26 protein-coding genes and 1 pseudogene are annotated in these 26457 nt (G+C 68.0%); 14 read left to right on the forward strand and 13 right to left on the reverse strand.

Annotated elements, in window-relative coordinates; all coding sequences use genetic code 11:
* Positions 1-1102 (forward strand): GGDEF domain-containing phosphodiesterase (locus tag ASG72_RS21055; RefSeq protein ID WP_162246257.1); only part of this gene is annotated, 1102 nt, incomplete at its 5' end.
* Between the two features lie 13 nt (positions 1103-1115).
* Here the strand turns inward: ASG72_RS21055 and urtE are convergent.
* From urtE to urtA, 5 genes are all read right to left on the reverse strand, one after another.
* Positions 1116-1811, reverse strand: a complete 696-nt coding sequence (gene urtE / locus ASG72_RS16270; protein WP_056714172.1) for an urea ABC transporter ATP-binding subunit UrtE — start codon at positions 1809-1811, stop codon at positions 1116-1118.
* A 118-nt stretch (positions 1812-1929) separates the two neighbouring features.
* Positions 1930-2712, reverse strand: coding sequence for an urea ABC transporter ATP-binding protein UrtD (gene urtD / locus ASG72_RS16275; protein ID WP_056714174.1), 783 nt, complete (start codon positions 2710-2712; stop codon positions 1930-1932).
* Positions 2713-2716: 4 nt separating this feature from the next.
* A complete protein-coding gene (urtC, locus tag ASG72_RS16280) occupies positions 2717-3859 on the reverse strand; it encodes an urea ABC transporter permease subunit UrtC (protein ID WP_056714177.1) in 1143 nt (380 codons plus the stop codon).
* Entirely contained in the window at positions 3856-5469 is a 1614-nt protein-coding gene (gene urtB / locus ASG72_RS16285) for an urea ABC transporter permease subunit UrtB (protein WP_056714180.1), read from the reverse strand. The genes urtC and urtB overlap by 4 nt, the downstream gene beginning before the upstream one ends.
* Positions 5470-5692: 223 nt before the next feature.
* Positions 5693-6922 carry an urea ABC transporter substrate-binding protein gene (gene urtA, locus ASG72_RS16290; protein ID WP_082540390.1) on the reverse strand — a complete coding sequence of 410 codons (1230 nt, stop codon included), beginning with the start codon at positions 6920-6922 and terminating at the stop codon, positions 5693-5695.
* A gap of 694 nt (positions 6923-7616) precedes the next feature.
* Here urtA and rnr point away from each other — a divergent pair.
* The 5 genes from rnr to ASG72_RS20865 all read left to right on the forward strand — a co-directional run bounded on the left by rnr (position 7617) and on the right by ASG72_RS20865 (position 11950).
* Complete coding sequence (gene rnr, locus ASG72_RS16295) at positions 7617-9923, forward strand: ribonuclease R (protein ID WP_244488829.1); 2307 nt, start codon at positions 7617-7619, stop codon at positions 9921-9923.
* The gene (locus ASG72_RS16300) at positions 9923-10363 is read left to right on the forward strand and encodes a DUF983 domain-containing protein (RefSeq protein ID WP_056714183.1); all 441 of its coding nucleotides are present in this window, start codon (positions 9923-9925) and stop codon (positions 10361-10363) included. The genes rnr and ASG72_RS16300 overlap by 1 nt, the downstream gene beginning before the upstream one ends.
* Positions 10360-11094, forward strand: a complete 735-nt coding sequence (locus tag ASG72_RS16305; protein ID WP_082540392.1) for an NUDIX domain-containing protein — start codon at positions 10360-10362, stop codon at positions 11092-11094. Before ASG72_RS16300 ends, ASG72_RS16305 begins: the two co-directional genes overlap by 4 nt.
* Positions 11095-11250: 156 nt before the next feature.
* The gene (gene rpmG, locus ASG72_RS16310; RefSeq protein ID WP_038367996.1) at positions 11251-11418 is read left to right on the forward strand and encodes a 50S ribosomal protein L33; all 168 of its coding nucleotides are present in this window, start codon (positions 11251-11253) and stop codon (positions 11416-11418) included.
* 334 nt (positions 11419-11752) lie between these two features.
* Positions 11753-11950 (forward strand): hypothetical protein, encoded by a 198-nt coding sequence (locus ASG72_RS20865; protein WP_156396004.1) that lies wholly within the window; start codon positions 11753-11755, stop codon positions 11948-11950.
* 234 nt (positions 11951-12184) lie between these two features.
* Here ASG72_RS20865 and ASG72_RS16315 read toward each other — a convergent pair whose 3' ends face one another.
* A complete protein-coding gene (locus ASG72_RS16315) occupies positions 12185-13558 on the reverse strand; it encodes a PleD family two-component system response regulator (RefSeq protein WP_056714186.1) in 1374 nt (457 codons plus the stop codon).
* Positions 13559-13576: 18 nt separating this feature from the next.
* Positions 13577-13948, reverse strand: a complete 372-nt coding sequence (locus ASG72_RS16320) for a response regulator (protein ID WP_056714188.1) — start codon at positions 13946-13948, stop codon at positions 13577-13579.
* Positions 13949-14087: 139 nt separating this feature from the next.
* Here ASG72_RS16320 and ASG72_RS16325 point away from each other — a divergent pair, with 139 nt between their 5' ends.
* On the forward strand, positions 14088-14378 hold the full coding sequence (locus tag ASG72_RS16325) for a DUF3572 domain-containing protein (protein WP_056714191.1): 291 nt from the start codon (positions 14088-14090) through the stop codon (positions 14376-14378).
* Positions 14375-15724, forward strand: coding sequence for a DNA polymerase IV (locus tag ASG72_RS16330; RefSeq protein ID WP_082540393.1), 1350 nt, complete (start codon positions 14375-14377; stop codon positions 15722-15724). The genes ASG72_RS16325 and ASG72_RS16330 overlap by 4 nt, the downstream gene beginning before the upstream one ends.
* On the opposite strand, the gene ASG72_RS16335 is transcribed toward ASG72_RS16330, so the two are convergent.
* Complete coding sequence (locus ASG72_RS16335; RefSeq protein WP_162246258.1) at positions 15681-16520, reverse strand: cell envelope integrity EipB family protein; 840 nt, start codon at positions 16518-16520, stop codon at positions 15681-15683. The two genes, ASG72_RS16330 and ASG72_RS16335, sit on opposite strands and share 44 nt — an antisense overlap.
* A gap of 171 nt (positions 16521-16691) precedes the next feature.
* On the opposite strand from ASG72_RS16335, the gene ASG72_RS16340 reads away from it, so the two are divergent.
* From ASG72_RS16340 to ASG72_RS16355, 4 genes are read left to right on the forward strand one after another with little or no spacing between them, the layout of a single operon-like run.
* On the forward strand, positions 16692-17165 hold the full coding sequence (locus ASG72_RS16340; protein WP_056714196.1) for a RidA family protein: 474 nt from the start codon (positions 16692-16694) through the stop codon (positions 17163-17165).
* Positions 17165-17929, forward strand: coding sequence for a glycerophosphodiester phosphodiesterase family protein (locus tag ASG72_RS16345; RefSeq protein ID WP_056714200.1), 765 nt, complete (start codon positions 17165-17167; stop codon positions 17927-17929). Before ASG72_RS16340 ends, ASG72_RS16345 begins: the two co-directional genes overlap by 1 nt.
* Positions 17926-19167 carry a GNAT family N-acetyltransferase gene (locus tag ASG72_RS16350; RefSeq protein WP_056714202.1) on the forward strand — a complete coding sequence of 414 codons (1242 nt, stop codon included), beginning with the start codon at positions 17926-17928 and terminating at the stop codon, positions 19165-19167. The genes ASG72_RS16345 and ASG72_RS16350 overlap by 4 nt, the downstream gene beginning before the upstream one ends.
* Positions 19168-19221: 54 nt before the next feature.
* Positions 19222-19650, forward strand: a complete 429-nt coding sequence (locus tag ASG72_RS16355; RefSeq protein ID WP_056714205.1) for an HIT family protein — start codon at positions 19222-19224, stop codon at positions 19648-19650.
* Positions 19651-19655: 5 nt separating this feature from the next.
* Here ASG72_RS16355 and ASG72_RS16360 read toward each other — a convergent pair whose 3' ends face one another.
* The 5 genes and pseudogenes from ASG72_RS16360 to clpS form a co-directional block, all read right to left on the reverse strand.
* Positions 19656-20012, reverse strand: a complete 357-nt coding sequence (locus ASG72_RS16360) for an AzlD domain-containing protein (RefSeq protein WP_056714208.1) — start codon at positions 20010-20012, stop codon at positions 19656-19658.
* A complete protein-coding gene (locus ASG72_RS16365; RefSeq protein ID WP_056714211.1) occupies positions 20009-20734 on the reverse strand; it encodes an AzlC family ABC transporter permease in 726 nt (241 codons plus the stop codon). The genes ASG72_RS16360 and ASG72_RS16365 overlap by 4 nt, the downstream gene beginning before the upstream one ends.
* A 138-nt stretch (positions 20735-20872) precedes the next feature.
* Positions 20873-21151 carry a hypothetical protein gene (locus ASG72_RS16370; protein ID WP_156396005.1) on the reverse strand — a complete coding sequence of 93 codons (279 nt, stop codon included), beginning with the start codon at positions 21149-21151 and terminating at the stop codon, positions 20873-20875.
* Between the two features lie 193 nt (positions 21152-21344).
* Positions 21345-23726, reverse strand: a pseudogene (gene clpA / locus ASG72_RS16375) (ATP-dependent Clp protease ATP-binding subunit ClpA); the annotation flags it as partial.
* Positions 23727-23772: 46 nt separating this feature from the next.
* Complete coding sequence (clpS, locus tag ASG72_RS16380) at positions 23773-24120, reverse strand: ATP-dependent Clp protease adapter ClpS (RefSeq protein ID WP_244488849.1); 348 nt, start codon at positions 24118-24120, stop codon at positions 23773-23775.
* A gap of 253 nt (positions 24121-24373) precedes the next feature.
* Here clpS and kdsA point away from each other — a divergent pair, with 253 nt between their 5' ends.
* Entirely contained in the window at positions 24374-25243 is an 870-nt protein-coding gene (gene kdsA, locus ASG72_RS16385; RefSeq protein WP_056714216.1) for a 3-deoxy-8-phosphooctulonate synthase, read from the forward strand.
* On the forward strand, positions 25236-26456 hold the full coding sequence (locus ASG72_RS16390) for an MFS transporter (RefSeq protein WP_056714218.1): 1221 nt from the start codon (positions 25236-25238) through the stop codon (positions 26454-26456). The genes kdsA and ASG72_RS16390 overlap by 8 nt, the downstream gene beginning before the upstream one ends.
* Position 26457 lies beyond the last annotated feature (1 nt).

Consider the following 26457-nt stretch of genomic DNA (forward strand, 5'->3'; position numbering starts at 1 on the left):
ATTCGCCATCCTGCTCGAGCCCGGCCTCTCCGAACAGGAGGTGATGCTGGCCTTCCGCCGGGTGCTGCAGGGGCTGACCCAGCGCTTCGTCATCCGCGATGCGGCCTTCTCCCTGACCGCGAGCATCGGCGTCGCCTTCGCCCCGCCCGGCACCGATTTCGAGACGATGATGCGCAATTCCGACTTCGCCATGTATCAGGCGAAACAGGCGGGCGGCGGGCGCATCGCCCTGTTCGACGCGGCGATGCATCACGAGGCCGAGCAGGATTTCAAGCTGACGCAGGATCTCGCCCGCGCGGTCGAGCGCGGCGAGATCAGCGTCCTCTTCCAGCCGATCGTCGACATCCGCTCCGGCCGCGTCGTCGGCGCCGAGGCGCTGGCGCGCTGGCGGCATGCGGAGCACGGCGCGGTTCCGCCGAATCTGTTCATTCCGCTCGCCGAGAAATCCGGCGCCATCGAGCCGATCGGCGCCTATGTCATGGAAACCGCCTGCCGCGAGGCCGCCGCCTGGCCGGCAGCCCTGTCGGTCTCGGTCAACCTGTCGCCCGCGCAGCTCGGGCGGCCGGGCCTGGCCGAGCGGATCATGGATACGCTGTCCCGCACCGGGCTGCCGGCATCGCGGCTGGAGATCGAGCTCACCGAGACGGCGCTGTTGAAACGCGACGCCCCCACCCTCGCCTTCATGGACGCCATGCGCGCAGCAGGCGTCCGGCTGGCGCTGGATGATTTCGGCACCGGCTATTCCTCGCTCGCCCAGCTCAACCAGTTCCCGATCGACAAGCTCAAGATCGACCGCGCCTTCGTCAGCGGCGACGGCCCCCTGAAGCAGCGCACCGCCATCGTCCAGTCGATCGTCGCCGTCGCGCGCAGCTTCGACATGGAGACCACGGCGGAAGGGGTGGAGGATCGCGCGACGCTCTCCTGGCTCAGCCTGCAGGGCTGCGACCTCGCGCAGGGCTACCTGTTCTCGCGGCCGCTGGCGGCACCGGATTTCGTGAAATGCCTGGGCGACGGCATGGCGCGGCCCCTGGCCGATCCGGACGCCGGGCGCACTGAGGCTCCGGCCGGCGCGAGGCAGGCGCGAAGCGGCGCGAAGAGCTGAGGCGCGACGCCCGTCAGACCTGGATCAGCCGCTGCACCTGTCCGGGGTCGAGTTCGTCCATCGCTCCGGCGAGCACGACCTCGCCGCGATCCATCACGAACATCGTGTCGGCGAGCTCGCGCGCGAAGTCGAAATACTGCTCGACCAGCACGATCGCCATGTCGCCCTTGGAACGGAGATAGGCGATGGCGCGGCCGATATCCTTGATGATCGAGGGCTGGATACCCTCGGTCGGCTCGTCCAGCACCAGCAGCCGCGGCCGGGTGACCAGCGCCCGGGCTATCGCCAGCTGCTGCTGCTGCCCGCCCGAAAGATCGCCGCCGCGCCGGCCGAGCATCGACTGCAGCACCGGAAACAGGTCGAAGAGCTCGGCCGGCACATAGCGGTCCCGGCGCTTCAGCGGCGCGAATCCGGTCTCGAGGTTCTCCTTGACCGTCAGCAGCGGGAAGACCTCGCGGCCCTGCGGCACATAGGCGATGCCGGCCCGGGCCCGGTCCTCGCTGCGCAGGGTCGAGATGTCGAGCTCGTCCAGCCCGATCCGGCCGGCGGAGATCGGCTGGTGGCCGATAATGGCGCGCATCAGCGAAGTCTTGCCGACGCCGTTGCGGCCCATCACGCAGGTCACCTTGCCGGCTTCGGCGGTGATCGAGACGCGCCGCAGAGCTTGCGCCGCACCGTAATGCAGATCGATGGCGTCGACGCTCAGCATGGCGCGGGGACCTTTCGGCCGGCAGCGCGGCTTCGGGGCGGCCGGCGGCGCCTTTCGCTGCGCCGCCCATCCATCTCGCCGGGCTCGCCATCACGTCTACGCATGTCGCGGACCTTCCTCATCGTCCCAGATACACTTCGACGACGCGCTCATTGGCGCTGACCAGATCGAGCGGGCCTTCGGCCAGCACCGAGCCTTCATGCAGCACGGTGACCTTCACCCCGAGCTCGCGGATGAAGCCCATGTCGTGCTCGACCACGATCACGGAATGATCCCGGGCGATCTCCTTGAGCAGCACCGCCGTCTCCGCCGTCTCGCCGTCCGTCATGCCCGCGGCGGGCTCGTCGACCAGCAGCAGCTTCGGGTCCTGGGCCAGCAGCATGCCGATCTCCAGCCATTGCTTCTGGCCATGCGACAGCGAGCCTGCCAGCCGCTCGCGCGCATCGCCCAGCTTGATGATGCCGAGGATCTCGTCGATGCGCCTGGCATCGGCATTGGCGGTCTTCCAGAACAGGGTCCGGCCGACGCTGCGATTGGCCTTCAGCGCCAGCAGGATATTGTCCTCGATGCTGTGGAAATCGAAGACCGTCGGCTTCTGGAACTTGCGGCCGATGCCGAGATTGGCGATGGCCGCCTCGTCGAGCTTCGTCAGGTCGATCGACCCCGCGAACAGCACGGTGCCGGTATCGGGCCTGGTCTTGCCGGTGATGATGTCCATCATCGTCGTCTTGCCGGCGCCGTTGGGGCCGATGATCGCCCGCATCTCGCCGGGCTCGATGGTCAGCGACAGCCCGCGGATCGCCTTGAACCCATCGAAGGAGACGCTCACCCCGTCGAGATAGAGCAGCGCCGAGGTCAGCTGCTGGCTCGCCGGCGCGGCGGTGGAAATGGCGGTGTTCATCGGCTCACTCCGCTGCCGCCGGCGCGGTCGCCGCCGGCTCGCGCCCGCGTCTCCCGCGCCCGGCCGACCAGCCCTGCACGGCGCCCAGAATGCCCTTGGGCATGAACAGGGTCACGAAGACGAACAGCCCGCCCAGCGCGAACAGCCAATAGGGCGCCATGAAGCCGGAGGTGAAGATCGTCTTGGCGTAATTGACCACGACGGCGCCCAGAGCCGCGCCGACCAGCGTGCCGCGCCCGCCGATCGCGACCCAGATCACGGTCTCGATCGAATTGGCGGGGGCGAATTCGCTCGGATTGATGATCCCGACCTGCGGCACGTAGAGCGCGCCGGCGACGCCCGCCATGCAGGCCGAGACGGTGAAGACGAAGAGCTTGAACCGGTCCACCCTGTAGCCGAGGAAGCGGGTCCGCGATTCCGCGTCGCGAATGGCGATCACCACCTTGCCGAGCTTCGACACCACGATGCCGCGCGCGATCAGGAAGCCCGCCATCAGCATCAGACAGGTGATGGCGAAGAGCGCCGCCCGCGTGGTCTGCGCCTGCACGCTGAAGCCAAGGATATCCTTGAAATCGGTGAGGCCGTTATTGCCGCCGAACCCCATGTCGTTCCGGAAGAAGGCGAGCAGCAGCGCATAGGTCAGCGCCTGGGTGATGATCGAGAGATAGACGCCGGTGACCCGCGAGCGAAAGGCGAACCAGCCGAAGACGAAGGCGAGCAGCCCCGGCACCAGCAGCACCATCAGCATCGCGAACAGGAAGGAATCGAAGCCGTACCAGTACCAGGGCAGCTCCTTCCAGTTCAGGAAGACCATGAAGTCCGGCAGGATCGGGTTGCCATAGACCCCGCGCGAGCCGATCTGGCGCATCAGATACATGCCCATCGCATAGCCGCCGAGCGCGAAGAAGGCGCCATGGCCGAGCGAGAGGATGCCGCAATAGCCCCAGACCAGGTCGAGCGAGATCGCCAGCAGCGCGAAGCAGAGATATTTGCCCCAGAGCGACATCGCCGAGGTCGGGACGTGGAAGACGGAGCTCGGCGGCAGCAGCAGGTTGGAGAGCGGCACCAGCAGCATGATCGCGGCGACCAGGGCCAGGAAGACCGCGCCGCGCCGGTCCATGTTCTGCAGCAGAAAGCGCGCGATCATGCTTCCACCGCCCTGCCCTTCAGCGCGAACAGGCCGCGCGGGCGCTTCTGGATGAACAGGATGATGAAGACGAGCAGCGCGATCTTGCCCAGCACCGCGCCGGCATAGGGTTCGAGCAGCTTGTTGGCGATGCCGAGCGTCATCGCGCCGACCAGCGTGCCCCAGAGATTGCCGACCCCGCCGAACACCACGACCATGAAGCTGTCGATGATGTAGCTCTGGCCGAGATTGGGGCTGACATTGTCGATCTGCGACAGGGCCACGCCGGCCAGCCCCGCCACGCCCGATCCCAGCCCGAAGGTCAGCGCGTCGACGCGGCCGGTGCGGATCCCCATCGCCGAGGCCATCCGCCGGTTCTGGGTGACCGCCCGCATCTGCAGCCCGATCGGCGTCAGCTTCAGGATCGCCAGCAGGGCGGCGAAGACCAGCCCGGCGAAGACGATGATCCAGAGCCGGTTCCAGGTGATCGCCAGCCCGCCGAGCTCGACCGCGCCCGACATGAAGGCCGGTGCGCCGACCTCGCGATTGGTCGGGCCGAAAGCGGTGCGCACCGCCTGCTGCAGGATCAGGCTGATGCCCCAGGTCGCCAGCAGGGTCTCCAGCGGCCGGCCATAGAGGAAGCGGATCACGCCGCGCTCGATCGCGATGCCGACCAGGCCCGCCACGAGGAAGGCCAACGGCAGGGCGAAGGCCAAAGACCAGTCGAACAGCCATGGCGCCGAGCTGCGGATCACCTCCTGCACGATGAAGGTGGTGTAGGCGCCGAGCATCACCATCTCGCCATGGGCCATGTTGATCACGCCCATCACGCCGAAGGTGATGGCCAGCCCGATCGCGGCGAGCAGCAGGACGGAACCGAGCGACAGCCCGTACCAGAGGTTCTGCGCCGCCCGCCACAGCGCGAGCCGGCCCTCGATCTCGGCGATGGCACGCGCCTGCGCCTCCTTCAGCGCCGGCGTCGCATCGCCCGGCAAAGCCCGCAGCGTCGCCAGCGCCGCCTGGTCGCCGCGCTCGCGCAGCACCTCCATGGCGGAGAGCCGATCGAGCGGCGTCACATCCGGCTTCACCATCAGGATCGCCGCCTGGGCCTGGCGCAGCGCGGCCCGGGCCCGCGCATCGCTTTCCTTCGCCAGCGCCGCCTCGACCACCGGCAGCAGCGACGCGTCGCGCGATTTGAACACCGCATCGGCGGCAGCGGCGCGGCTCGCCGGATCCGGGTTCAGCAGGCCGAGCCCGCCCAGCGCCGCCTGGGTGACGCGGCGCAGATTATTGTTCAGCCGGACCGGCTGCAGCCCGGCCGGCTGCGCACTGAGCGGCTGCCCGGTCCGCGCATCCGAGAAGGAGCCGTCCCGGCCCTTGACGACGACGGCGCCGCCGCCCGCCAGCAGCCTGCCCTCCGCCAGCGCCTCGATGATCGGCGCGGCCTGGGGATGGGCGGTGGCGATCAGGCTTTCGACCGCCTTCGCCGTCTCGGAGAAACTGTCGGCGTTCAGCCTGGTGAAGATCTCGTCGGCCGGCTGCGCATGGGCCGAGGGCACCGCGACGGGCAGCGTGGCCAGGAGCAGGGTGCCCAGGAGCATCAGCAGGGACAGGAGGCGGGGCACATGCATCGGTCGATCTTCACCTGCAGCACGGAAAAATGGGCGTCGGGTTCTGGCCGAGGCTGGTCCGGCCCCGCTCCCGCGGGCGCCGGAAGCGCGGCCACAGGGAGGGCGGATCATCCGTCGCGGCGGGCCGTCACGGCCCGCCCGAGCGAGGTCTGGGCGGCGGGCGGCGCGTGGCCTCGCTCCCTTGCGGAAGCGAGGCCGGTCGCGATCGCCTGCGGCAGGGCGCTCAGGCGCCGCCGCACTTGCCGGTCTTGGTGTTGAAGTTGCCGCACTTCTTCTCGACCCAATCGCCGATCAGGTCCTTGGACCCGTCGAGATGTTTGGACCAGGCGTCGCCGGGAACCAGATCGGTCTTGGAGACCACGTCGAACTGGCCGTCCGCCTTGATCTCGCCGATCAGCACGGGCTTGGTGATGTGGTGGTTCGGAAGCATCTTGGAGACGCCGCCGGTCAGGTTCGGAGCCTCGATCCCGGGCAGCGCGTCGATGACCTTGTCGGCATCGAAGCTCTTGGCCTTCTCCACCGCCTTCACCCACATCGCGAAGCCGATGACATGAGCCTCCATCGGATCGTTGGTCACGGCCTTGTCGTTCTTCTTGAAGGCCTTCCACTGCTTGATGAAGGCGTCGTTCTCGGGCGTCTTGACCGACTGGAAATAGTTCCAGGCCGCGAGATGGCCGACCAGCGGCTTGGTGTCGATGCCCGCCAGCTCCTCCTCGCCGACCGAGAAGGCGACGACCGGGATGTCGGTGGCCTTGATGCCCTGATTGCCGAGCTCCTTGTAGAAGGGCACGTTGGCATCGCCGTTGATGGTCGAGACCACGGCGGTCTTCTTCCCGGCCGAGCCGAACTTCTTGATGTCGGAGACGATCGTCTGCCAGTCGGAATGACCGAACGGCGTGTAGTTGATCATGATGTCTTCCTTGGCCACGCCCTTGGCCAGGAGATAGGCCTCCAGGATCTTGTTGGTCGTGCGGGGATAGACATAGTCGGTGCCGGCCAGCACCCAGCGCTGCACCTTCTCTTCCTTGGCGAGGTAGTCGACGGCCGGGATCGCCTGCTGGTTGGGGGCGGCGCCGGTGTAGAAGACGTTGCGCTCGGATTCCTCCCCCTCGTATTGCACGGGGTAGAACAGGATCGAATTCAGCTCCTTGAACACGGGCAGGACGGATTTGCGGGAGACCGAGGTCCAGCAGCCGAACACGGCCGAGACCTTCTCCTTGGCGATCAGCTCGCGCGCCTTCTCGGCGAAGAGCGGCCAGTTCGAGGCGGGATCGACGACGACGGCCTCGAGCTTCTTGCCGAGAACGCCGCCCTTCTTGTTCTGCTCCTCGATGAGCATCAGCATGACGTCCTTCAACGTCGTCTCCGAGATCGCCATGGTGCCCGACAGCGAGTGCAGGATGCCGACCTTGATGGTCTCCTGCGCGGCGGCGGGCAGCAGCGAGCCCAGCATGGTGGCGCCGGCGAGTGCGGCGCCCAGAATGACACGGCGAGTGGTGTTCACGGATATGTCCCCCGAACCTTGGGTGATGCAGCGTCCGCCTGGACGCCGAGAGGCCTCCCTGGCCCTGCGAGGGGGATCGCAAGCCACGTGCCAACAGCCCGGAAGCACCGAGCGGCGCCGCAAAATCGCTCCGCTGAGCGTTGAGACTTCGAATTTTCTGCCTTGGCGACCGCGTTTTCCGGGTGAAACATGCGCCACGCCCGCAAAATGCCTGTTTCTTGGGCAGGAAGGCTGCGCGCTTTTGCGGCAGCGCAGCAAAATCCCCTCGCCGGCTCAAGAATTCGCGGCCGATTGCCGAAAGTGTCGGCTCAAATTTTGACGTTTACGACACTCCGAGAATCGCTCTAGCTTCAGGACGTCGGTAACAACTGAAAGGAGGTGATCCAGTGTCTCATTGTCATCAACCGCTGGTGCAAGGCGGTCGGACCTGGACTTCTTCTACCTGGGGCCCTTGTTCCGCGTGAGTTTTCGCACCTTCAGGCCCGGTTCGCCGGGTCGCGGTTCGACAATGGAAGGGCTGCCCTCGCGGGCGGCCCTTCTTTGCATTTAGAGGCAAATTCCCCGCGGGTTCTGGTAACGCGCCGGATCGCATGCCACATCAGAGCGATGAACCCGTCTTTGCATCCCATTGCGAGTCCCGGCCTTGCGCGCGCCTGAACCCAGCCGCGAGGCGATCCTCGACTTCATCGAGACCGAGCGCGAAGCCGGGCGCGAGGTCGGCCGCCGCGAGATCGCGAAAGCCTTCGGCCTGGATGCCGGCGGCAAGATCTGGCTGAAGCGCCTGCTGCGCGAGCTGGACGAGGAAGGCGCGACCAGCGGCGACGGCGTCGAGCGGCCCGTGCATCCGCGCGGGGCGCTGCCGCCGGTGCTGCTCTCAGAGATCAAGAGCAAGGATCGCGACGGCGACCTGGTCGCCGCGCCGCTCGAATGGAACGTCACCGATGACGGCGAGCCGCCGCGCATCCTGATCGAGCGCCCGCGCGAATTTCGCTCGAAGCGCGCGGCGCCGGCCGCCGGCGTCGGCGACCAGGTGCTGCTCAAGCTGACGCGGCTGCGCGGCGTCGACGGCTTCGCCTATTCCGGGCGCGTGCTCAAGATCATGGGCAAGGGCAAGGCCCAGATCCTCGGCATCTTCCGCGCCTTGCCCGATGGCAGCGGCCGGCTCGTGCCCATCGACAAGAAGGCGCAGGGCCGCGAGGCGCTGATCCCGCGCGGCCAGACCGGCGAGGCGCAGGATGGCGACCTCGTCTCGGTGGCACTGGCGCGCGAGACCCGCTTCGGCCCGCCCGAGGCGCGGGTGCGCGAGCGGCTGGGCTCGATCAAGTCGGAGCGGGCCGTCAGCCTGATCGCGATCCACAGCCATGGCATCCCGCACATCTTCCAGCCGGCGACGCTGGCCGAGGCCGAGGCGGTGAAGCCGGCCGGCACCGCGGGCCGCGAGGATTGGCGCGAGCTCGATTTGATCACCATCGACCCCGCCGACGCCAAGGACCATGACGACGCCGTCCATGCGGCGCCCGATCCGGATCCCGACAATCCCGGCGGCCATGTCGTCACCGTCGCCATCGCCGACGTCTCCGCCTATGTGCGGCCGGGCTCGGCGCTCGATCGCGAGGCGCTGGAGCGCGGCAATTCGGTCTATTTCCCGGACCGCGTCGTGCCGATGCTGCCGGAGCGGATCTCCAACGATCTCTGCTCGCTGCGCCAGGACGAGGATCGCCCGGCGCTGGCGGTCAGGCTCGTGCTCAAGGCCGACGGCACCAAGAAGCACCACAGCTTCCACCGCATCCTGATGCGCTCCTCGGCGAAGCTCTCCTATCAGCAGGCCCAGGCCGCCATCGACGGCAAGCCGGATGCGGTGACCGGCCCGATCCGCGACAGCATCCTGATGCCGCTCTGGGCCGCCTATGGCGTGGCCGCCCGGGCCCGCGACGGGCGCCAGCCGCTCGATCTCGATTTGCCCGAGCGCAAGCTCGTGCTGAAGCCGGACGGTGCCGTCGAACGCGTGATCGTGCCCGAGCGCCTGGCCGCGCATCGGCTGATCGAGGAGTTCATGATCCTGGCCAATGTCGCCGCGGCCGAGACTCTGGAGAAGCATGGCAGCATCCTGATCTATCGCTGCCATGACGAGCCCTCTCTGGAGAAGATGCGGGCGCTGGGCGAGGTTCTGGCTTCGATCGGCATCAAGCTGCCCAAGGACGGGGCGCTGCGGCCGGTGCTGTTCAACCGCATCCTGGCGATGATCAAGGGCTCGGAGAACGAGCTCCTGCTCAACGAGGTGATCCTGCGCACCCAGGCGCAGGCCGAATATGTCGCCGAGAACTACGGGCATTTCGGCTTGAACCTGCGCCGCTACGCGCATTTCACCTCGCCGATCCGCCGCTATGCCGATCTGATCGTCCACCGCGCCCTGATCGCCGCGCTCAAGGCCGGAGAGGACGGTCTGCCGCGCGCCACCACGCTGGCCGAGCTGCGCGAGGTCGCGACGCGGATCTCGGCGGCCGAGCGCCGCGCCATGGCGGCCGAACGCGAAACCACCGACCGGCTGATCGCGCATTTCCTCGCCGACCAGATCGGCTCCAGCTTCGATGGCCGCATCGGCGGGGTCAACCGCGCCGGGCTGTTCGTGAAGCTCGACGATACCGGTGCGGACGGCTTCATCCCCGCCTCCACCATCGGGGCGGATTACTACCGCTATGACGAGGCGGCCCATGCCCTGATCGGCGAGCGCAGCGGCGAAAGCTGGCGGCTCGGCGACCGGGTCCATGTGCGTCTGGTCGAGGCCGCCCCTGTCGCCGGCGCATTGCGTTTCGAGTTGCTCTCCGAGGGGCGGCGTGTGACACCCGGCCGCTCTGGAACGCGGGCAGCCCGCCCACCACTTCCAGCGCGCGGCAAAGGTAAGGCCTCTTTCGGTCCGGCCGGCCGCAAGAAACCCGGCAGGAGACGCTGATGTCGGTCCAGATCAACCATCTCGCCGGGCGGCCGGCCGAGCGCGACTGGCGCAGCGCCATCGGGCGCGGCATGACGGGACGCTGCCCGCATTGCGGCCAGGGGCGCCTGTTCCGCGCCTTCCTCAAGCCGGTCGATCATTGCGAGGCCTGCGGCGAGGCGATGCATCACCAGCGGGCCGACGACCTGCCGCCCTATATCGTCATCACCATCGTCGGTCATGTCATCGTCGGCGGGCTGCTGATGGCCGAGAAATACGCGAACTGGCCGATGTGGCTGCATCTCGCGCTGTGGCCGGCGCTGACCGTGCTGCTCAGCCTGGCCCTGATGCAGCCGGCCAAGGGCGCCGTCATCGGCCTGCAATGGGCGCTGCGCATGCATGGGTTCGGCGGCCTGCCCGATGCGCCCGAGCGCGAGCCGACAGCGAGGACGCGGCGGTGAACGACCATGCGGTGATGCTGACCCAGGCGGAGCGGGTGCGCACGCAGGTCAATCTGCGCCCCAAGGATGCGGCCACGATGCTGATCCTGGACCGCACCGCCGCCAAGCCGCGGGTGCTGATGGGCAAGCGCCATCCCGGTCATAAATTCATGCCCGGGAAATACGTGTTTCCGGGCGGGCGCATCGATGCCAGCGACAGGCTGATGCCGGCCACCGGCGCGCTGGAGCAGATCTGCGAGACGCGTCTGGTCGCCCGCACGGTGCGCCCGAGCATTTCCCGCGCCCGCGCCTTGGCCCTCGCCGCCATTCGCGAGACCTTCGAGGAAACCGGGATGCTCTTCGGCACCACCGATTACGGGGCGCCGGAGAAGGCGCCCGCGGGCAGCTGGAGCGAATTCGCCGGCCATGGCGTCTACCCCGATCTCGGCGCCGTCACCTTCGTCGCCCGCGCCATCACCCCGCCGCGCCGGCCCAAGCGCTTCGACACCCGCTTCTTCACCGTCGACGCCCAAGCCGTGGCCCTGCGCATCGACAATGTCGTCGGCCCGGATTCCGAGCTGATCGATCTGGTCTGGGTGGATTTCGACGAGGCCAAGCAGCTCGACCTGCCGACCATCACCAAGGTCATCATCCAGGAGGTCGAGGCGCGCATCGCCGGCGGCTTCGCCCCCTATCTGCCGGTGCCGTTCTTCTGGGAGAAGCATGGCAGCTTCGTCCGCGAGGAGCTCTAGCGAAAGGCGCCCCGCCTGCGCTGAATTTCCCTGCGGACCGCATTGAGCCTTGACTTCGGCAGGCTCTTGCGGCATCCCCACCCGACAGTTTGCCGGGGTCTTCCCGGCCGTTTTCTTTTGACGGGCCAGAGCGGCCCATGGCTCGAGGATTTACCCATGGCCAAGGCCGTGACCATCAAGATCAAGCTGCTTTCGACCGCCGACACCGGCTTCTTCTACGTGACGAAGAAGAACTCCCGGACCATGACGGAGAAGATGTCGAAGAAGAAGTACGACCCCGTCGCGCGCAAGCACGTCGAGTTCAAGGAAACCAAGATCAAGTAACGCCGAGAGGCGTCCTGATCCGAACCCTGAGAAAGCCGCTCGTCTGGGCGGCTTTTTCCGTTGCGGGCCGCCTCGTCCGAGACTGCCCTGCCCGTGCGGCATCGACGGGCGGGTCTGCGCGGACCAACGCGGAGACGGCCGGCGGCGCATCCGGCGGCGTGAGACCGTCCTGGCGCAACGGCGCTACATCCGCCGGAATTCTGCCCCTGACGGGCAGGAATGCCACGGTTTCAGCCCGCTTCGCCATTGGCAGTGCGCGGCATAATTGCATAGGTTCGGGCGCGGCCACAGGAGCCCTCGAGCGGGGCCGGCCGTCAGCAGCCAGGAGCAGGGCATGGAGCCAGCACAGCGCGAACCGGACCAGCAGCAACGGCCAGGCTTCCTGCGGGGGCTGCTCCGGCTGATGGTCCAGGCGGATTCCTCGCGCCGGTTCGGCGGCCGGGTCAAGGCGCTGGCCATTCTGGTCGCGCTGATCGCGGCCTTCGCGGCGCTCGGCTACGGCGTGCCCGCGGTGCTCTCGCAATATCTCTGAGACGAGGTGGCCGGCCGGAGAGGGTCTGAGGAGGCCAGATGATCCCCCGCCGGCCGGCCGGGCCTTCGCAATTCCAGGAGATGCGGCGGACCTGGGATCGCGAGGGCGTCTGCGAGCCGCCTCGTCGGCGGCATCCATGTCCGAACCCTCGCAGCCCGGGCGGCGCGAATCAATCGCTCAACGCGATTCACCAATCTTCATCGATATTTAACCTTAAACGCTAACCGCTTCGCCTCAGGCGGCGGCGAGCATCACCCGGTTGCGCCCCGCGGCCTTGGCCCGATACAGCGCGTCATCCGCCCGCTTCATCATCTCCGCCGGGGAGGCGTCGCCGGCGCGGCGGCAGGCCACCCCGATCGAGACCGTGACCGCGATCGAGCGGGCGCTCGACTGGATGGCGAAACCCGTCGATTCGACCCGCTCGCGGATCCGCTCGGCGACGGCGAAGGCGGCGTCGGCCGTCGTGTCCGGCAGCACCACGACCACCTCCTCGCCGCCCATCCGCGCCACCAGGTCGATCCCGCGCGTGCAGGCCCTGATGCGATCGGCGAATTCGCGCAGCACCTCGTCGCCGGCATCATGGCCCCAGCTGTCGTTGACCGATTTGAAATGGTCGACATCGAGCACGAGCATCGAAAGGGAGCGCGCGCGCAGCGCCGATTCATTGAACATCGCCGTCATCCGGCTGTCCATGAAGCGGCGATTATGCAGGCCGGTGAGCTGGTCCATCACCGCCATTTCCATCGAGGATTGCACGCTGTCGCGCAGCCTCTCGGTGAAGCGTTTGCGCCGCACCTGCGTGCGCACCCGCGCCAGCAGCTCGTTGCGATCGATGGGGCGGATCAGGAAATCATGGGCGCCGATCTCGAGCCCGCGCAGGATCCGGGCGCGGTCCTCGCTTTCCCCGAGCAGCAGCACCGAGACGTTGCGGGTGCGCTCCAGCGAACGCAGCTGGCTGCATAGCCTGAGCCCGTCATGGCCCTTCAGGTCGAGGCTGACGAGGATCGCGTCGAAATCGCCCTCCGCGGCCCGCACCAGCGCCATATTGGCGTCGGCCTCGCTCTCGACGGCATGGAAGGCCGAGAGCGCCGTCTGCAGCCGCTCCACCACCGCCTCTCGGTCCTCGATCAGCAGGATGCGGCCGTTCAGCCCGCTTTCCGCCGCGGCGGCCGCCAGCGGGTCGTTGATGCCAAGCCGCCGCGAGGCGAGCGCCCGGTTGCGCAACTCGTCCGTCACCGATTTCAGCCGGACCAGGCTGCGCACCCGCGCGAACAGCGCGGTGTCGTCGAGCGGCTTGGTCAGGAAGTCGTCGGCGCCGGCATCGAGCCCCTTCAGCCGGTCGCTCGGCTGGTCCAGCGCGGTCACCATCACGACCGGGATATGCGCCGTGGTCGGCCCCGCCTTCAGGCGCCTGCACACTTCGAACCCGTCCATGCCGGGCATCATCACGTCGAGCAGCACGATGTCGGCTTCGCCGCGCTCGCAGATCGCCAGGGCCTCCGGCCCGTTCAGCGCCGTGACGACCGAGAAATACTCCGCCGAGAGCTTGGCTTCGAGCAGCTTCACATTCGTGCTGATATCGTCGACTACGAGAACGCGCGCTGACATCGGGGGGCTTTCGCAGGCTCAGGCCGCGCCGGCATAGGCGCGCACGGTCTCCAGGAATTTGGCGACCGATATCGGTTTGGAGAGATAGGCCTCGCAGCCGCCTTCCCGGATCCGCTCCTCATCGCCCTTCATCGCGAAGGCGGTGACGGCGATGACCGGGATCGACTTGAGGTCGTCATCCTCCTTGATCCATTTGGTCACCTCGAGCCCCGATACCTCGGGCAGCTGGATGTCCATCAGGATCAGGTCGGGACGATGCGTGCGCGCCAGCTCGATCGCTTCGATGCCGTCGGCGGTCTTCAGCGTGGCGTAGCCATGAGCCTCCAACAGGTCGTTGAAGAGTTTCATGTTGAGCTCGTTGTCCTCGACGATCAAAACCGTCTTCATCATGCCGCCCCTGCAATCGCGCCCTGGACGCACCGGCCTGGCCGGAGCACACCGTTCTGGCGGCTTGTTTCATTTAGACGCTACCATGCGAGCCGTTGATGAAACGCAAACTCGATGGAAGATTCGGAAGGTTCATCATATCATGCGAGCAGATCGTAGCATCGAGGATGCAGAGGCACTGGCATTGCGGGCGCTGGGCTTTCTCGCCTCGGATCCGGCCCGGCTCGAGGTGTTTCTGGCCGAAACCGGGCTCGGACCGGCGAATTTGCGGGCGGCGGCGCAGGAGCCGGGCTTCCTCGCCAGCGTGCTCGATCACATCGCCGGAAGCGACTCGCTGCTCCTGGAACTTGCCGGAAACTTAAGCTTGAATCCCGAAACCATCGTGGCGGCACGCTCGCGGCTGGCCGGCCCGCCCCCGCTCGAATCGCCATGACCGGCGGGGCGCCTCCCCGCGCCTTCTGCCGCGACTGCCTCCGCGACCACGAGGAGGCGGGCAGGCCCGCGCAGCGCTGCCCCGCCTGCGGCTCCCCGCGGCTGCTGCGCCATCCCGAGCGCGACAGCCTGACGCTTGCCCATATCGATTGCGACGCCTTCTTCGCGGCGATCGAGAAGCGGGACGATCCATCGCTGCTCGACAAGCCGCTGATCATCGGCGGCGGCAGGCGGGGCGTCGTCTCCACCGCCTGCTACATCGCCCGTACCTATGGCGTGCGCTCCGCGATGCCGATGTTCAAGGCGCTGAAGGCGTGTCCGGAGGCGGTGGTGGTCAAGCCCGACATCGCGAAATACGTGGCCGTCGGCCGGCAGGTCCGGCAGATGATGCAGGAGCTGACGCCTCTGGTGGAGCCGCTCTCGATCGACGAGGCCTTCCTCGATCTGACCGGGACGGAGCGCCTGCACCATGCCAGCCCGGCCCAGACGCTGGCGCGCTTCGCCAAGCGGGTCGAGACCGAGATCGGGATCAGCGTCTCGGTCGGCCTGTCCTACGCCAAATTCCTCGCCAAGGTCGCCTCCGACCTCGACAAGCCCCGCGGCTTCTCCTGCATCGGCCGGGCCGAGGCCGTGAGCTTCCTGGCGGGCAAACCGGTCAGCCTGATCCCGGGGATCGGCCAGGCCAGCGCGGCGAAGCTCGCCCAGGCCGGCTTCAGGCTGATCGGCGATCTCCGCGACGTGCCGGTCGAGCGTCTCTTTCGGCTCGCCGGCAAGGATGGCCCGCGCCTGCAGAAACTCGCCAACGGCATCGACGAGCGGCGCGTCACCCCCGAGCGCGAGACCAAGAGCGTGTCGAGCGAGACGACGCTCGATACCGATCTCGCGAGCTTCGACGAGTTGGAGCCGGTGCTGTGGCGGCTCTGCGAGAAGACCTCGAAACGCTTGAAGGCGCAGGCGCTTGCGGGGCGAACCATCACCCTGAAACTGAAGAACGCCGATTTCCAGTCGGTGACCCGCGCGGTCCGCCTGCCGGAGCCGACGCAGCTCGCCGCAAGACTCTTCGCCGCCGGCCGCGAGCTGTTGAAGCGCGAATGCAACGGCCAGCGCTACCGGCTGATCGGGATCGGCGCCAGCGATCTGAGCCCGCCCGAGGAGGCCGATCACGGCGATCTCGCCGATCTCGCCACGCCGCGGCTGAAGGCCATGGAAGGGGCGCTCGACGCGCTGCGGGCCCGCTTCGGCGACGCCGCCATCGGCAAGGGCCTGAGCCTGCGCGCCCCGCAACGCGCGGCGGGAAGCGCGGCTACTTCGCGCAATCCGGCTGCGGCAGAAGATCCAGACGGGTGAGCGTGCCGCGCAGGGCGAAGCTGCCGTAATTCAGCCGGACCGCGCCGGTGACGCCGTTCTCATAGAGCTCGAAGGCGATGGTGTAGGCGGGGGTGGTCTCGCCCGAGCCGACCTTGAAATACGAGATCTTCACCGGCCAGCGCGCCAGGTTTTCGAATTCGGGGCGCTGCAGCGGCGCCTCGGAGGCCTTGCCCTCCAGCCGCTTGCCGATCACCGACAGGGTCTCGTAGACCTCCTTGCCGTTATTGGCCCCGTCATAGAGCCGGACGTTCAGCGTGTTCCGGCCGGCGCGCGCCGCCTCGATCACCGCCTTCATCTGCGCGTTGGGGAACAGCGCGTCGGCGGCCTCGCGATGCGTCTCGGCTTTCGGCGCGCGCAGTTTCACCTCATAGCCCTCGCCCTGCTTCTGGGCGGTGCCGTCGATGATCTCGGGCGCGCCGGCGCCGTTGGAGCTCTCGGTCTTGAAGCGATAGGAGGAGCCGTCGCCGGCCTCGAAGCTGGTGGTGCGGGCATCGATGGTGCGCGAGCCGATCTCGCTGCTGTCGAGCTGCGTCACCTGGCGGAAGGACAGCGCATAGCCCTCGCAGGCGTCGCCGGAAAAATCGAAGGCGATCCGGCCCTTGGCGGAATCGATGTTCTTGGAGGGTTCGGAGGCATCCAGCACCAGATCGTAGACGGCGCGATGCGGCACGAGCACTACCCGCCCCGCGGCCTGCGGCTGGGCGAAAGCGGGCGCCAGGGCCGCCGCAGCGCCGAAACCAACCAACCCCGCCAGTGCGATGCGCTTGAAAATCATGAAATCCGCCGCCGTGATGATGATCGGGCAGCCTAGGTGCAACGCCGCAATGGCGCAAACATGGCGGCGGGCGCAATCGCGTCGCCGGCCGCGCGAGGCGTGCGGCGCGGCTTGCGGCCATGCGGCCCATCGGCCATGAGTAACCGCCATCACAGCCCGGAGCCGGCCATCATGAATGCGATCGAATCGAGACTCGCCGAACTCGGCATCACCCTGCCCTCGCCCGCCGCTCCGGTCGCCAATTACGTCCCCTATGTGATCACCGGCCAGCTCCTGGTGATCTCGGGCCAGCTCTGCTTCGGCATGGACGGCAAGCTGGCGGACCGGCACAAGGGCAAGCTCGGCGCCGAGATCTTCAACGAGGCGGGGCTGGAGGCGGCGAAGCTCTGCGCCATCAACGTGCTGGCACAGGCCCGTGCTGCGCTTGGCGGCGATCTCGGCCGGATCCAGCGCTGCGTCCGTCTCGGCGGCTTCATCAACTGCGTCCCGCATTTCGCCGCTCTGCCGGCGATCATGAACGGCGCCTCCGATCTGATGGTCGAGGTGCTGGGCGAGAAGGGGCGCCATGCCCGCTCGACGATCGGCGTGGCCGAGCTCCCGGCCGATGCGGCGGTCGAGGTCGAAGCCATGTTCGAGATCGCCTGATGGGCTCCGGCTCCAGACCGGACCTCGCCTGGCTGGTCGCGCGGCCGATCGCCCATCGCGGATTGCACGATCTCGCCGGCGGCGTGCCCGAGAACAGCCTCGCGGCGGCCGAGGCCGCCATCGCCGGCGGTTTCGGCATCGAATGCGACGTCCAGCTCAGCGCCGATGGCGAGGCCATGGTCTTCCATGATTTCGTGCTCGACCGGCTGACCGCCGAGACCGGCGCGGTCGCCTCCCGCACGGCGCAGGCGCTGGCCGGCATCGCGCTGAAGGGCGGCAGCGGCCGCATCCCGAAGCTGGCGCAGTTTCTCGACGCCATCGGCGGGCGCACGCCGGTGATCGTCGAGATCAAGAGCCGCTTCGACGGCGACCTCGCCTTGACCCGGCGCACGGTCGAGATCCTGTCGGCGCGCAGGGCGCAGCCGATCGTGATCAAATCCTTCGATCCCGAAATCGTGGCCGCGACCCGCAGTCTGGCGCCGGAGCTGCCACGCGGCATCGTCGCCATGAACGACTATGCCTATGGCGACTACGACCATCTCGACGCAGCGCGCAAACACGCCTTGGCGAACCTCCTGCATTTCGAAGAGAGCCAGCCGCATTTCATCTCGTGGAAGGTGGCTGACCTGCCCTGCGCCGCGCCCTATCTCTGCCGCAATGCCCTGGGATTGCCGCTGATGACCTGGACCGTTCGCACATCGGAAGACCGCGACAAGGCGAGCCGCCACGCCGACCAGATGGTGTTCGAGGGCTTCACGCCTTGAGCGAGGCTGCGGCCGCCGATTTGCGGGTTCGCATCGCGACCAGCCTGACGCAGATCCCGGCCTCCGCCTGGGATGCCTGCGCCAATCCCCACGCGCTGCTGCCGCCGCTCGCCGCGGACGGCGCGCCGGATCCTCACGCGGAGGATCCGGACAATCCCTTCGTCAGCCATGCCTTCCTCAGCGCGCTGGAGGCGAGCGGCTGCATCGGCCGGCGCAGCGGCTGGTCGCCCGCCTATCTCCTGGTCGAGGATGGCGAAGGCCGGCTCCTGGCCTGCGCTCCGAGCTTCCTGAAGAGCCACAGCCAGGGCGAATATGTCTTCGACCATGCCTGGGCGGACGCCTATGAGCGCGCCGGCGGGGATTACTATCCGAAGGTCCAGGTGGCGGCGCCCTTCACCCCCGCCACCGGCCCACGGCTGCTGGTGGCGGACGGCCCGCATAGCGACGCCGCGCGGGCCGCGCTGATCGCGGGGCTGTCAGCGCTGTGCGAGCAGGCCGGCGCCTCGTCCGTCCACGTCACCTTCGCCCAGTCGGGCGATCTCGCCGCGCTGCGCGAGGCCGGCTATCTCGAACGCCATGACCTGCAGTTCCACTGGCTGAACGAGGGTTTCACCGATTATGACGGGTTTCTCGCCACCCTCGCCTCGCGCAAGCGCAAGGCGCTGAAGCGCGAGCGGCGCGAGGCGCTCGCTCCGGGGATCACCGTCGACATCCTGTCCGGTGCGGCGCTGACCGAGGCGGTCTGGGACGATTTCCATGGCTTCTACGAGGATACGGGTTCGCGCAAATGGGGCCGGCCCTATCTCAACCGCGCCTTCTTCTCGGAGATCGGGGCGCGGATGGGTGACAGGATCGTGCTGGTGATGGCGCGCCGGGCCGGGCGGAATATCGCCGGAGCGATCAATTTCCGCGGCGGAAACACGCTCTATGGCCGCAATTGGGGCTGCATCGAGCAGCATCCCTTCCTGCATTTCGAGCTCTGCTACCACCAGGCCATCGATTACGCGATCGCGCACGGGCTCGCACGGGTCGAGGCCGGGGCGCAGGGCGAGCACAAGCTCGCCCGCGGCTACCGGCCGGTGATCACCCGCTCCGCCCATTACCTCGCCAATCCCGGCCTGCGGCGCGCCGTCGCGGCCTATCTCGGCAATGAGCGCGCCCATATCGCCGCCGCGCAGCAGGCCCTCGCCGCCGAGAGCCCGTTCCGCAAGGACGGCGCCGGCGATGCCGCGCCTTGACGGCGACGCCACGCGCGCCGCACCCTGACCCGCCACAGCAACACCGGGCCGACCATGACCGCCTATGATCCTTCCAACGTCTTCGCCAAGATCCTGCGCGGCGAGCTGCCTTCCCACACCGTCTACGAGGATGAGGCGACCCTCGCGATCATGGACATCATGCCGCGCGCCGACGGGCATGTGCTGGTCATTCCGAAGGCCGCCTGCCGCAACCTGCTCGACGCCCCGGCAGAGGCGCTCGCCGCCGTCGCCGCGACGACGCAGAAGCTGGCCCGCGCGGTCAAGGCGGGTTTCGGCGCCGATGGCGTGACGATCCAGCAATTCAACGAGGCGGCCGGCGGACAGGTGGTGTTCCACCTGCATGTCCATGTCATGCCCCGCCATGACGGGGTCGCGCTGCGTCCCCATACCGGTGCGATGGAGAAAGGCGAGGTCCTGGCGGCGCATGCGGAGACGATCCGCGCGGCGCTGGCGCGGCTCTGACCCGCTCAGACCAGCAGCAGCCCGCCGCCGATCAGCGTCGCCTCACCGGCCAGCACGGCGAACATCACCCGGCGCCGGTCATAGGCCATGATCGCCAGCGTCACCGCCAGCGCGCCGACCCGCAACGCGCCCGGGATGGCGGCGAGCGCGCCCGGCGGCGAAACGATGAGCTTGGCGACGACCCCGGCGAGCAGCGCCGTCGCCACGCAGCGCACCCATTCCAGCGCCGGCGAATCCGCGTCGATCCGGCGTGCGAAAGCAACGGCCAGCCAGCGCCAGATCTCGGTCGGCAGCACGGCGAAGAGCAGCAGCGCGAGATAGGGCCAGAGCGGTCCGTCGAGCCAGGGGATCGGCTGGGTCATGCCGGCTTCGCCGCCCGGCGCCCGATCACGAAGGCGATGCTGCCGCCGATCACGCCCGCCACGATCAGGTCGAAGCCGCCGCCGATGAAGCGGTCGCAGAGCGGCGCCAGCAGCAGCCCGAGCGCCATCGCCGCGACATCGCCGCGATGGCGGATGCCGGCGCTGAGCGAGGCCAGGAAGAAGATCGGCGTCAGGCACAGTAGCCCCGCCGCGAAGGGGATCGGCAGCGCCCCCACCAGATAATAGCCGGAGAAGGTGCCGATCGAGGACACCGTCATGCAGGTCCCGGCGAAGCCCAGGAAATACGGCACGCGCTGATTGTCCGGCACATGCGGCAGCCGCCGCAGCCCTTCCGACCAGGCGGTGACGGCGACGAAATGCGCCAGGAACAATTGCTCCCAGACCCCCTGCCCCGGCCGGCGCAGCAGCGGCAGGATCGCCACCGTCATCGGCAGGAAGCGCAGCGAGGCGAAGCCGATCGCGATGGCGATGGCGCTCCAGGCCGCGCCGGCCGCGATCGAGGCGAAGAAGATCACCTGCGACGGCCCGGCCCAGACCAGGATGGTCGAGAGCACGGCGAGATCGACGGAATACCCGACGTCGCGGGCGAGCGAGCCGATCCCGACCAGCCCGAACCCGACCGCCCAGGCCGGGAAGGACAGGGCATCGCGCAGGCCGGCCAAAGCGACGCGCGTCGAAGTCCAGTCGGCGGAAACGGTCATGGGCGGGCGGTTACATTCGCTCTGGGAGGGACAGATCGCGGGCGCCTGGCCCCGTATCCTGTCCTAACCCGCGCCGCGCGCCCTGCCCAAGCCCGGCCGCGCGCGGTCAGCCCTGCATGCGGCGCAGGGGCCGGCGCCTCAGCGCCCGCCCTTCATCACGATCCCGATCAGCTCATTGCCGAAATCGATCAGTTCCTTGGGGATGCCGCCGACCGATTTGATGGCGAGATAGATCAAATAGATGAAGGCCGGCACGAGGATCCAGCCCAGCACCTCCTCGAACAGGATGCGCCGGCGCCGGCGCTGGTCCCGCTTTTCGAGCCAGCCCAGTTTGGGCTTGGGCTGATGTACGGCCGCATCGGGCTGGGCGTCGCCGGGCGCATAGACGTCCGGCGCTGATTTTCGTCTGAACAACACGTCATCAAGCCTTGGTCAGCGGAACCTTGGGAACGGAGCCCGAGCCACGCGGAGGCTTGGGCGCCTGCGACGAGGGCGACGAAGGCTTGCCGGGACCGTTGCCCTCGCCCTTCCCCTCGCCCTTGCCGCCGGCCCTGCCGCTTTTGGCGGGGCTCAACCCCGGCGAGACCGCATCCGCCGCCTCGCCCGCTTTGGCGCGCGGCCGGCGCCCGCGCTTGTCGGCGGCGTTGGCGACGTCCTTCTCCGGCTTGGGCTTGACCGGCCCGTCGGGGAATTCGAGCCCCAGCACCTTGATGCCGGTCTCCGACTGCACCACCACGACCTTCACGGCGCCGCCATTCTTCAGGCGCCCGAACAGCACCTCGTCGGCCAGCGGTGTCTTGATGGTCGACTGGATGAGCCGGCCCATCGGCCTCGCGCCCATGGCCTCGTCATAGCCGTTCTCGACCAGCCATTCCCGCGCCTCGTCCGAGAGCTCGATCGTGACGTTGCGGTCGGCCAGCTGCGCCTCCAGCTGCAGCACGAATTTGTCGACGACGCGGGCGACGACGGTCTTCGGCAGATGGCTGAAGGACACCACCGAATCGAGGCGATTGCGGAATTCCGGCGCGAACAGCTTGTTGATCGCCTCGGTATCCTCGCCCTCGCGCTTCTGCCGCGTGAAGCCATAGGCGCTGCGGGCCATGTCGGCAGCGCCGGCATTGGTGGTCATGATCAGGATCACATTGCGGAAATCGACCTGCTTGCCATTGTTGTCGGTCAGCTTTCCATGGTCCATCACCTGCAGCAGGATGTTGAACAGGTCCGGATGAGCCTTCTCGATCTCGTCGAGCAGCAGGACGGAATGCGGATGCTGATCGATCTTGTCGGTGAGCAGCCCGCCCTGGTCGAAGCCGACATAGCCCGGAGGCGCGCCGATCAGCCGCGACACGGTGTGGCGCTCCATATATTCCGACATGTCGAAGCGGATCAGCTCGACGCCCAGCGAGGAGGCGAGCTGGCGTGCGACCTCGGTCTTGCCGACGCCCGTCGGCCCGGCGAAGAGATAGCAGCCGATCGGCTTCTCGCCGTCGCGCAACCCGGCGCGCGCCAGCTTGATCGAGGATGACAGCGCCTCGATCGCCTTCTCCTGGCCGTAGACGGTGCGCTTCAGCGTATGCTCGAGATTGCGCAGCACCTCGGCATCGTCCTTGGACACGGTCTTGGCGGGGATGCGCGCCATGGTCGCGATGGCGGCCTCGACCTCCTTCACGCCGATGGTCTTCTTACGCTTGTTCTCCGGCACCAGCATCTGCGAGGCGCCGGTCTCGTCGATCACGTCGATCGCCTTGTCCGGCAGCTTGCGGTCGTGGATGTAGCGGGCGGAGAGCTCCACAGCCGCCTTGATCGCGTCATTGGTGTAGCGGAGCTTGTGGAACTCTTCGAAATAGGGCTTCAGCCCCTTCAGGATCTCGATCGCGTCCGGGATCGTCGGCTCGTTGACGTCGATCTTCTGGAAGCGCCGGACGAGCGCCCGGTCCTTCTCGAAATACTGCCGGTATTCCTTGTAGGTGGTCGAGCCGATGCAGCGCAGCCCGCCCGAGGCGAGCGCCGGCTTCAGCAGGTTGGAGGCGTCCATCGCCCCGCCCGAGGTCGCGCCGGCGCCGATCACCGTATGGATCTCGTCGATGAACATGATCGCCTTGGGATGGGCCTCGATCTCTTTCATCACCTGCTTCAGGCGCTCTTCGAAATCGCCGCGATAGCGCGTGCCGGCGAGCAGCGTCCCCATGTCGAGCGAGAACACCGTCGCGTCCTCGAGCACCTCCGGCACCTCGCCGCGGATGATTTTGAGCGCCAGCCCCTCCGCGATCGCGGTCTTGCCGACGCCGGGATCGCCGACCAGCAGCGGGTTGTTCTTCTGCCGGCGGCACAGGATCTGGATCGTGCGCTGCACCTCGGCCTCGCGGCCGATCAGGGGATCGATGCGCCCGTCGCGGGCCTTGCGGTTGAGATTGACGCAATAGGCCTCGAGCGCGCTTTCCTTCTTCTTCTTGTCCTTGTCGGCGTCGCCGGCGGCCGGATCGGCCCGCGAATCGCGCTGCTGCTCCGGCTCCTCATCGGCGCCCCGCACCGGCCTCGTCTCGCTCGCGCCGGGGCGCTTGGCGATGCCATGGCTGATGTAGTTGACCGCGTCGTAGCGGGTCATGTCCTGCTCCTGCAGGAAATAGGCGGCATGGCTCTCGCGCTCGGCGAACATCGCGACCAGCACATTGGCGCCGGTCACCTCCTCGCGGCCCGAGGATTGGACATGGATCACGGCGCGCTGGATCACGCGCTGGAACCCCGCCGTCGGCTTGGAATCGTCGCGCCCGTCGGTGACGAGATTGGTCAGCTCCGCGTCGATATAGTCGACGAGGTTGCGCCGCAGCGTGTCGAGATCGACGCTGCAGGCGCGCATCACCGCTGCGGCGTCCTGATCGTCGACCAGCGCGAGCAGGAGATGCTCCAGCGTCGCATATTCATGATGGCGTTCATTCGCGAGGGCCAGGGCCCGGTGAAGCGCCTGTTCGAGACTGCGCGAGAAACTCGGCACTGATAGCGCTCCTATGTCGATTCCAGAGAGGTATTCGAATCCAAGACTACTTCTTCTCCATCACGCATTGGAGCGGATGCATGTGCTTTCGCGCAAGGTCCATCACCAGGGTGACCTTCGTTTCGGCGACCTCGTAGGTAAAAACGCCGCATTCCCCGACGCCATTCTGATGCACATGCATCATGATCTGCGTGGCTTCCGCGCGGTCCTTGTTGAAGAAGCGCTCGAGGACGTGGACCACGAACTCCATCGGCGTGTAATCGTCGTTCAGCAGCAGCACCCGGTAGAGATTGGGCTTGCGGGTGCGGGTCCGGGTCAGGACGGCCGTTCCGGCGCCTTCGCGCCCGCCATCGGGGGGACCGGCCGGACCCTTGGGCCGATCGGCCAGGCGCAGCGGCGTCCGCCCGGCATCGCCGCCGGCGGGGCCCGCACCCGTCACATCTGCCTTGTTCGTCACCACTGACACGCGCGACTCCGCTTCGGTTCGTAAGCCGACATAATGCGTCGCATCGGAATTTACAGACCTCCGCCTCGCTTCGCCAGTCCGTTTGCAGCGGGTACTGACGCGCGATGCCGGCGGCCGGCGGGTTGACCGCAGCCTCGGCCCAGCCCTAAGCCCGCTGCTGCAGGAGAGCTGGAACATCGTCATGAACGCGAACGCCATCGTCACCATCGGCGCCGACCTCGCCCGGCCCGTGCGCTTCGGCAACCGCCTGCCGCTGGCCCTGATCGCGGGGCCCTGCCAGATGGAAAGCCGCGACCACGCGCTCGAAATGGCGCTGGCGCTGAAGGAGATCGCCGAGAAGCTCGGCATCGGCCTGGTCTTCAAGACCTCCTTCGACAAGGCCAACAGGACGAGCGCCAAGGGCCAGCGCGGCATGGGGCTGCAGGCCGCGCTGCCGGTCTTCGCGGAGATCCGCGAGCGCACCGGGCTGCCCGTGCTGACGGACGTGCACGACGCCGCCCAATGCGCCCCGGTGGCCGAGATCGTCGACGTGCTGCAGATCCCCGCCTTCCTCTGCCGCCAGACCGATCTGCTGCTCGCCGCCGCCGCCACCGGGCGGGTCGTCAACGTCAAGAAGGGCCAGTTCCTGGCGCCCTGGGACATGGTCAATGTCGCCGCCAAGGTCACCGAGGCCGGTAACCCCAATGTGATGCTGACAGAGCGCGGCGCCTCCTTCGGCTACAACACGCTGGTCTCCGACATGCGCGCCTTGCCGATCATGGCCGAGATCGGCGCCCCCGTGATCTTCGACGCCACCCATTCGGTGCAGCAGCCCGGTGGCAAGGGCTCCTCCTCCGGCGGCCAGCGCGAATTCGTCCCCGTCCTCGCCCGTGCGGCGGTCGCGGTGGGCGTCGCCGGCGTGTTCGTCGAGACCCATCCCGACCCCGACCGGGCCCCCTCGGACGGGCCGAACATGGTCCCTCTCGCGCAGTTCCCTGCGCTGATCGCAGAGCTGCAAAGCTTTGATCGCCTTGCCAAGGCTCTGCCGCAGCCTAGGCTGGCGCATGCCTGATGCGCCCGCCGCCGTCCCGCCCGATCCCGCCAGACCGGACATCGCCCAGCTGCGCCGCCTGATCCTGGTGCTCGGCGCCTGCGGCTTCGCCTCCACCTTCACCATGCGCATCGTCGACCCGCTGGTGCCGACCCTGGCCGAGGCCTATGGCCGCACCATCGTCGAGGTGGCGGCGATGGCGACCGGCTTCTCCTTCTCCTACGCCATCGGCCAGCCCTTTCTCGGACCGATCGCCGATTCCGTCGGCAAGCTCCGCACGATCTCGGTGTGCCTCGGGCTCTTGGCGCTGCTCTCGGTTCTGGCGGCGCTGTCGGCGAGCTTCGAAATGCTGACCGTGGTGCGCGCCGCGACGGGTATCGCCGCGGGCGGCGTCATCCCCATCGCCATGGCCGCGATCGGCGATCGCGCCCCGATGGCGGAGCGCCAGATCATGCTCGGCCGCTTCCTCGTGCTGATGATCGTCGGCCAGATGGCGGGCGCCGCCTGCTCGGGGCTGATCGCGGAATATGTCGGCTGGCGCGGCGTTTTCGTCGCGGCGGGCAGCATCGCGGCGCTGGCGGCGCTGCTCGTCGTCTTCATCCTGAAGCCCCGGCCGGATGCGAGGCGCGCTCCGCTCAGCTTCAAGGGCGCTATCGCCAATTACGCCGCCGTCTTCGCCAATCCGCGCACGAAACTGCTCTATGGCCTCGTCATCACCGAAGGCAGTTTGATCTTCGGGATGCCGCCCTATGTCGCGGCTATTTTGCAGGAGCGCTCCGGCATCGGCCCCTCTCTGGCGGGGCTGGTGATCGCCGGAACGGGCGTCGGCGGCATCCTCTACGGCATCCTCACCCGCATCCTGGTCGAGCGGCTCGGGCCGGCGCGCATGGCGGTGCTGGGCGGGGCGCTGATGGCGACCGGCTATGTCCTGTTCTCGCTGCCCTTCCTGCCCTGGTGGACGGCGATGGGCTTCTTCGTGTTGAACGGCTTCGGCTTCTTCCTGATGCACGGCACCTTCCAGGCCCAGGCGACCGAGCTCGCCCCCACGGCGCGCGGCTCGGCCGTGGCGCTCTTCGCCTGCGTCCTGTTCCTGGGCCACGCCATCGGCCCGGTGGCCATGGGTGCGGCGCTGCACCTGCTCGGATCGACCGGGGCGATCCTGCTCTTCGCCTGCGGCATCGGCCTGCTCGGCTTCATGACCCCGCGGATCATGCCGCTCGGCCAGCGCCGCTGAA

It is taken from the genome of Allobosea sp. Leaf344 (assembly GCF_001426225.1).
Taxonomy (GTDB): Bacteria; Pseudomonadota; Alphaproteobacteria; order Rhizobiales; family Beijerinckiaceae; genus Allobosea.

Excerpts from the sequence above, each read along its gene's own strand:
- urtE (WP_056714172.1), bottom strand. The coding sequence starts at position 1,811 with ATGCTGAGCGTCGACGCCATCGATCTGCATTACGGTGCGGCGCAAGCT.
- urtD (WP_056714174.1), bottom strand. The coding sequence starts at position 2,712 with ATGAACACCGCCATTTCCACCGCCGCGCCGGCGAGCCAGCAGCTGACC.
- urtC (WP_056714177.1), bottom strand. The coding sequence starts at position 3,859 with ATGATCGCGCGCTTTCTGCTGCAGAACATGGACCGGCGCGGCGCGGTC.
- urtB (WP_056714180.1), bottom strand. The coding sequence starts at position 5,469 with ATGCATGTGCCCCGCCTCCTGTCCCTGCTGATGCTCCTGGGCACCCTG.
- urtA (WP_082540390.1), bottom strand. The coding sequence starts at position 6,922 with ATGCTGGGCTCGCTGCTGCCCGCCGCCGCGCAGGAGACCATCAAGGTC.
- ASG72_RS16300 (WP_056714183.1), top strand. The coding sequence starts at position 9,923 with ATGTCGGTCCAGATCAACCATCTCGCCGGGCGGCCGGCCGAGCGCGAC.
- rpmG (WP_038367996.1), top strand. The coding sequence starts at position 11,251 with ATGGCCAAGGCCGTGACCATCAAGATCAAGCTGCTTTCGACCGCCGAC.
- ASG72_RS20865 (WP_156396004.1), top strand. The coding sequence starts at position 11,753 with ATGGAGCCAGCACAGCGCGAACCGGACCAGCAGCAACGGCCAGGCTTC.
- ASG72_RS16315 (WP_056714186.1), bottom strand. The coding sequence starts at position 13,558 with ATGTCAGCGCGCGTTCTCGTAGTCGACGATATCAGCACGAATGTGAAG.
- ASG72_RS16320 (WP_056714188.1), bottom strand. The coding sequence starts at position 13,948 with ATGATGAAGACGGTTTTGATCGTCGAGGACAACGAGCTCAACATGAAA.
- ASG72_RS16325 (WP_056714191.1), top strand. The coding sequence starts at position 14,088 with ATGCGAGCAGATCGTAGCATCGAGGATGCAGAGGCACTGGCATTGCGG.
- ASG72_RS16330 (WP_082540393.1), top strand. The coding sequence starts at position 14,375 with ATGACCGGCGGGGCGCCTCCCCGCGCCTTCTGCCGCGACTGCCTCCGC.
- ASG72_RS16335 (WP_162246258.1), bottom strand. The coding sequence starts at position 16,520 with ATGATTTTCAAGCGCATCGCACTGGCGGGGTTGGTTGGTTTCGGCGCT.
- ASG72_RS16340 (WP_056714196.1), top strand. The coding sequence starts at position 16,692 with ATGAATGCGATCGAATCGAGACTCGCCGAACTCGGCATCACCCTGCCC.
- ASG72_RS16345 (WP_056714200.1), top strand. The coding sequence starts at position 17,165 with ATGGGCTCCGGCTCCAGACCGGACCTCGCCTGGCTGGTCGCGCGGCCG.
- ASG72_RS16355 (WP_056714205.1), top strand. The coding sequence starts at position 19,222 with ATGACCGCCTATGATCCTTCCAACGTCTTCGCCAAGATCCTGCGCGGC.
- ASG72_RS16360 (WP_056714208.1), bottom strand. The coding sequence starts at position 20,012 with ATGACCCAGCCGATCCCCTGGCTCGACGGACCGCTCTGGCCCTATCTC.
- ASG72_RS16365 (WP_056714211.1), bottom strand. The coding sequence starts at position 20,734 with ATGACCGTTTCCGCCGACTGGACTTCGACGCGCGTCGCTTTGGCCGGC.
- kdsA (WP_056714216.1), top strand. The coding sequence starts at position 24,374 with ATGAACGCGAACGCCATCGTCACCATCGGCGCCGACCTCGCCCGGCCC.
- ASG72_RS16390 (WP_056714218.1), top strand. The coding sequence starts at position 25,236 with ATGCCTGATGCGCCCGCCGCCGTCCCGCCCGATCCCGCCAGACCGGAC.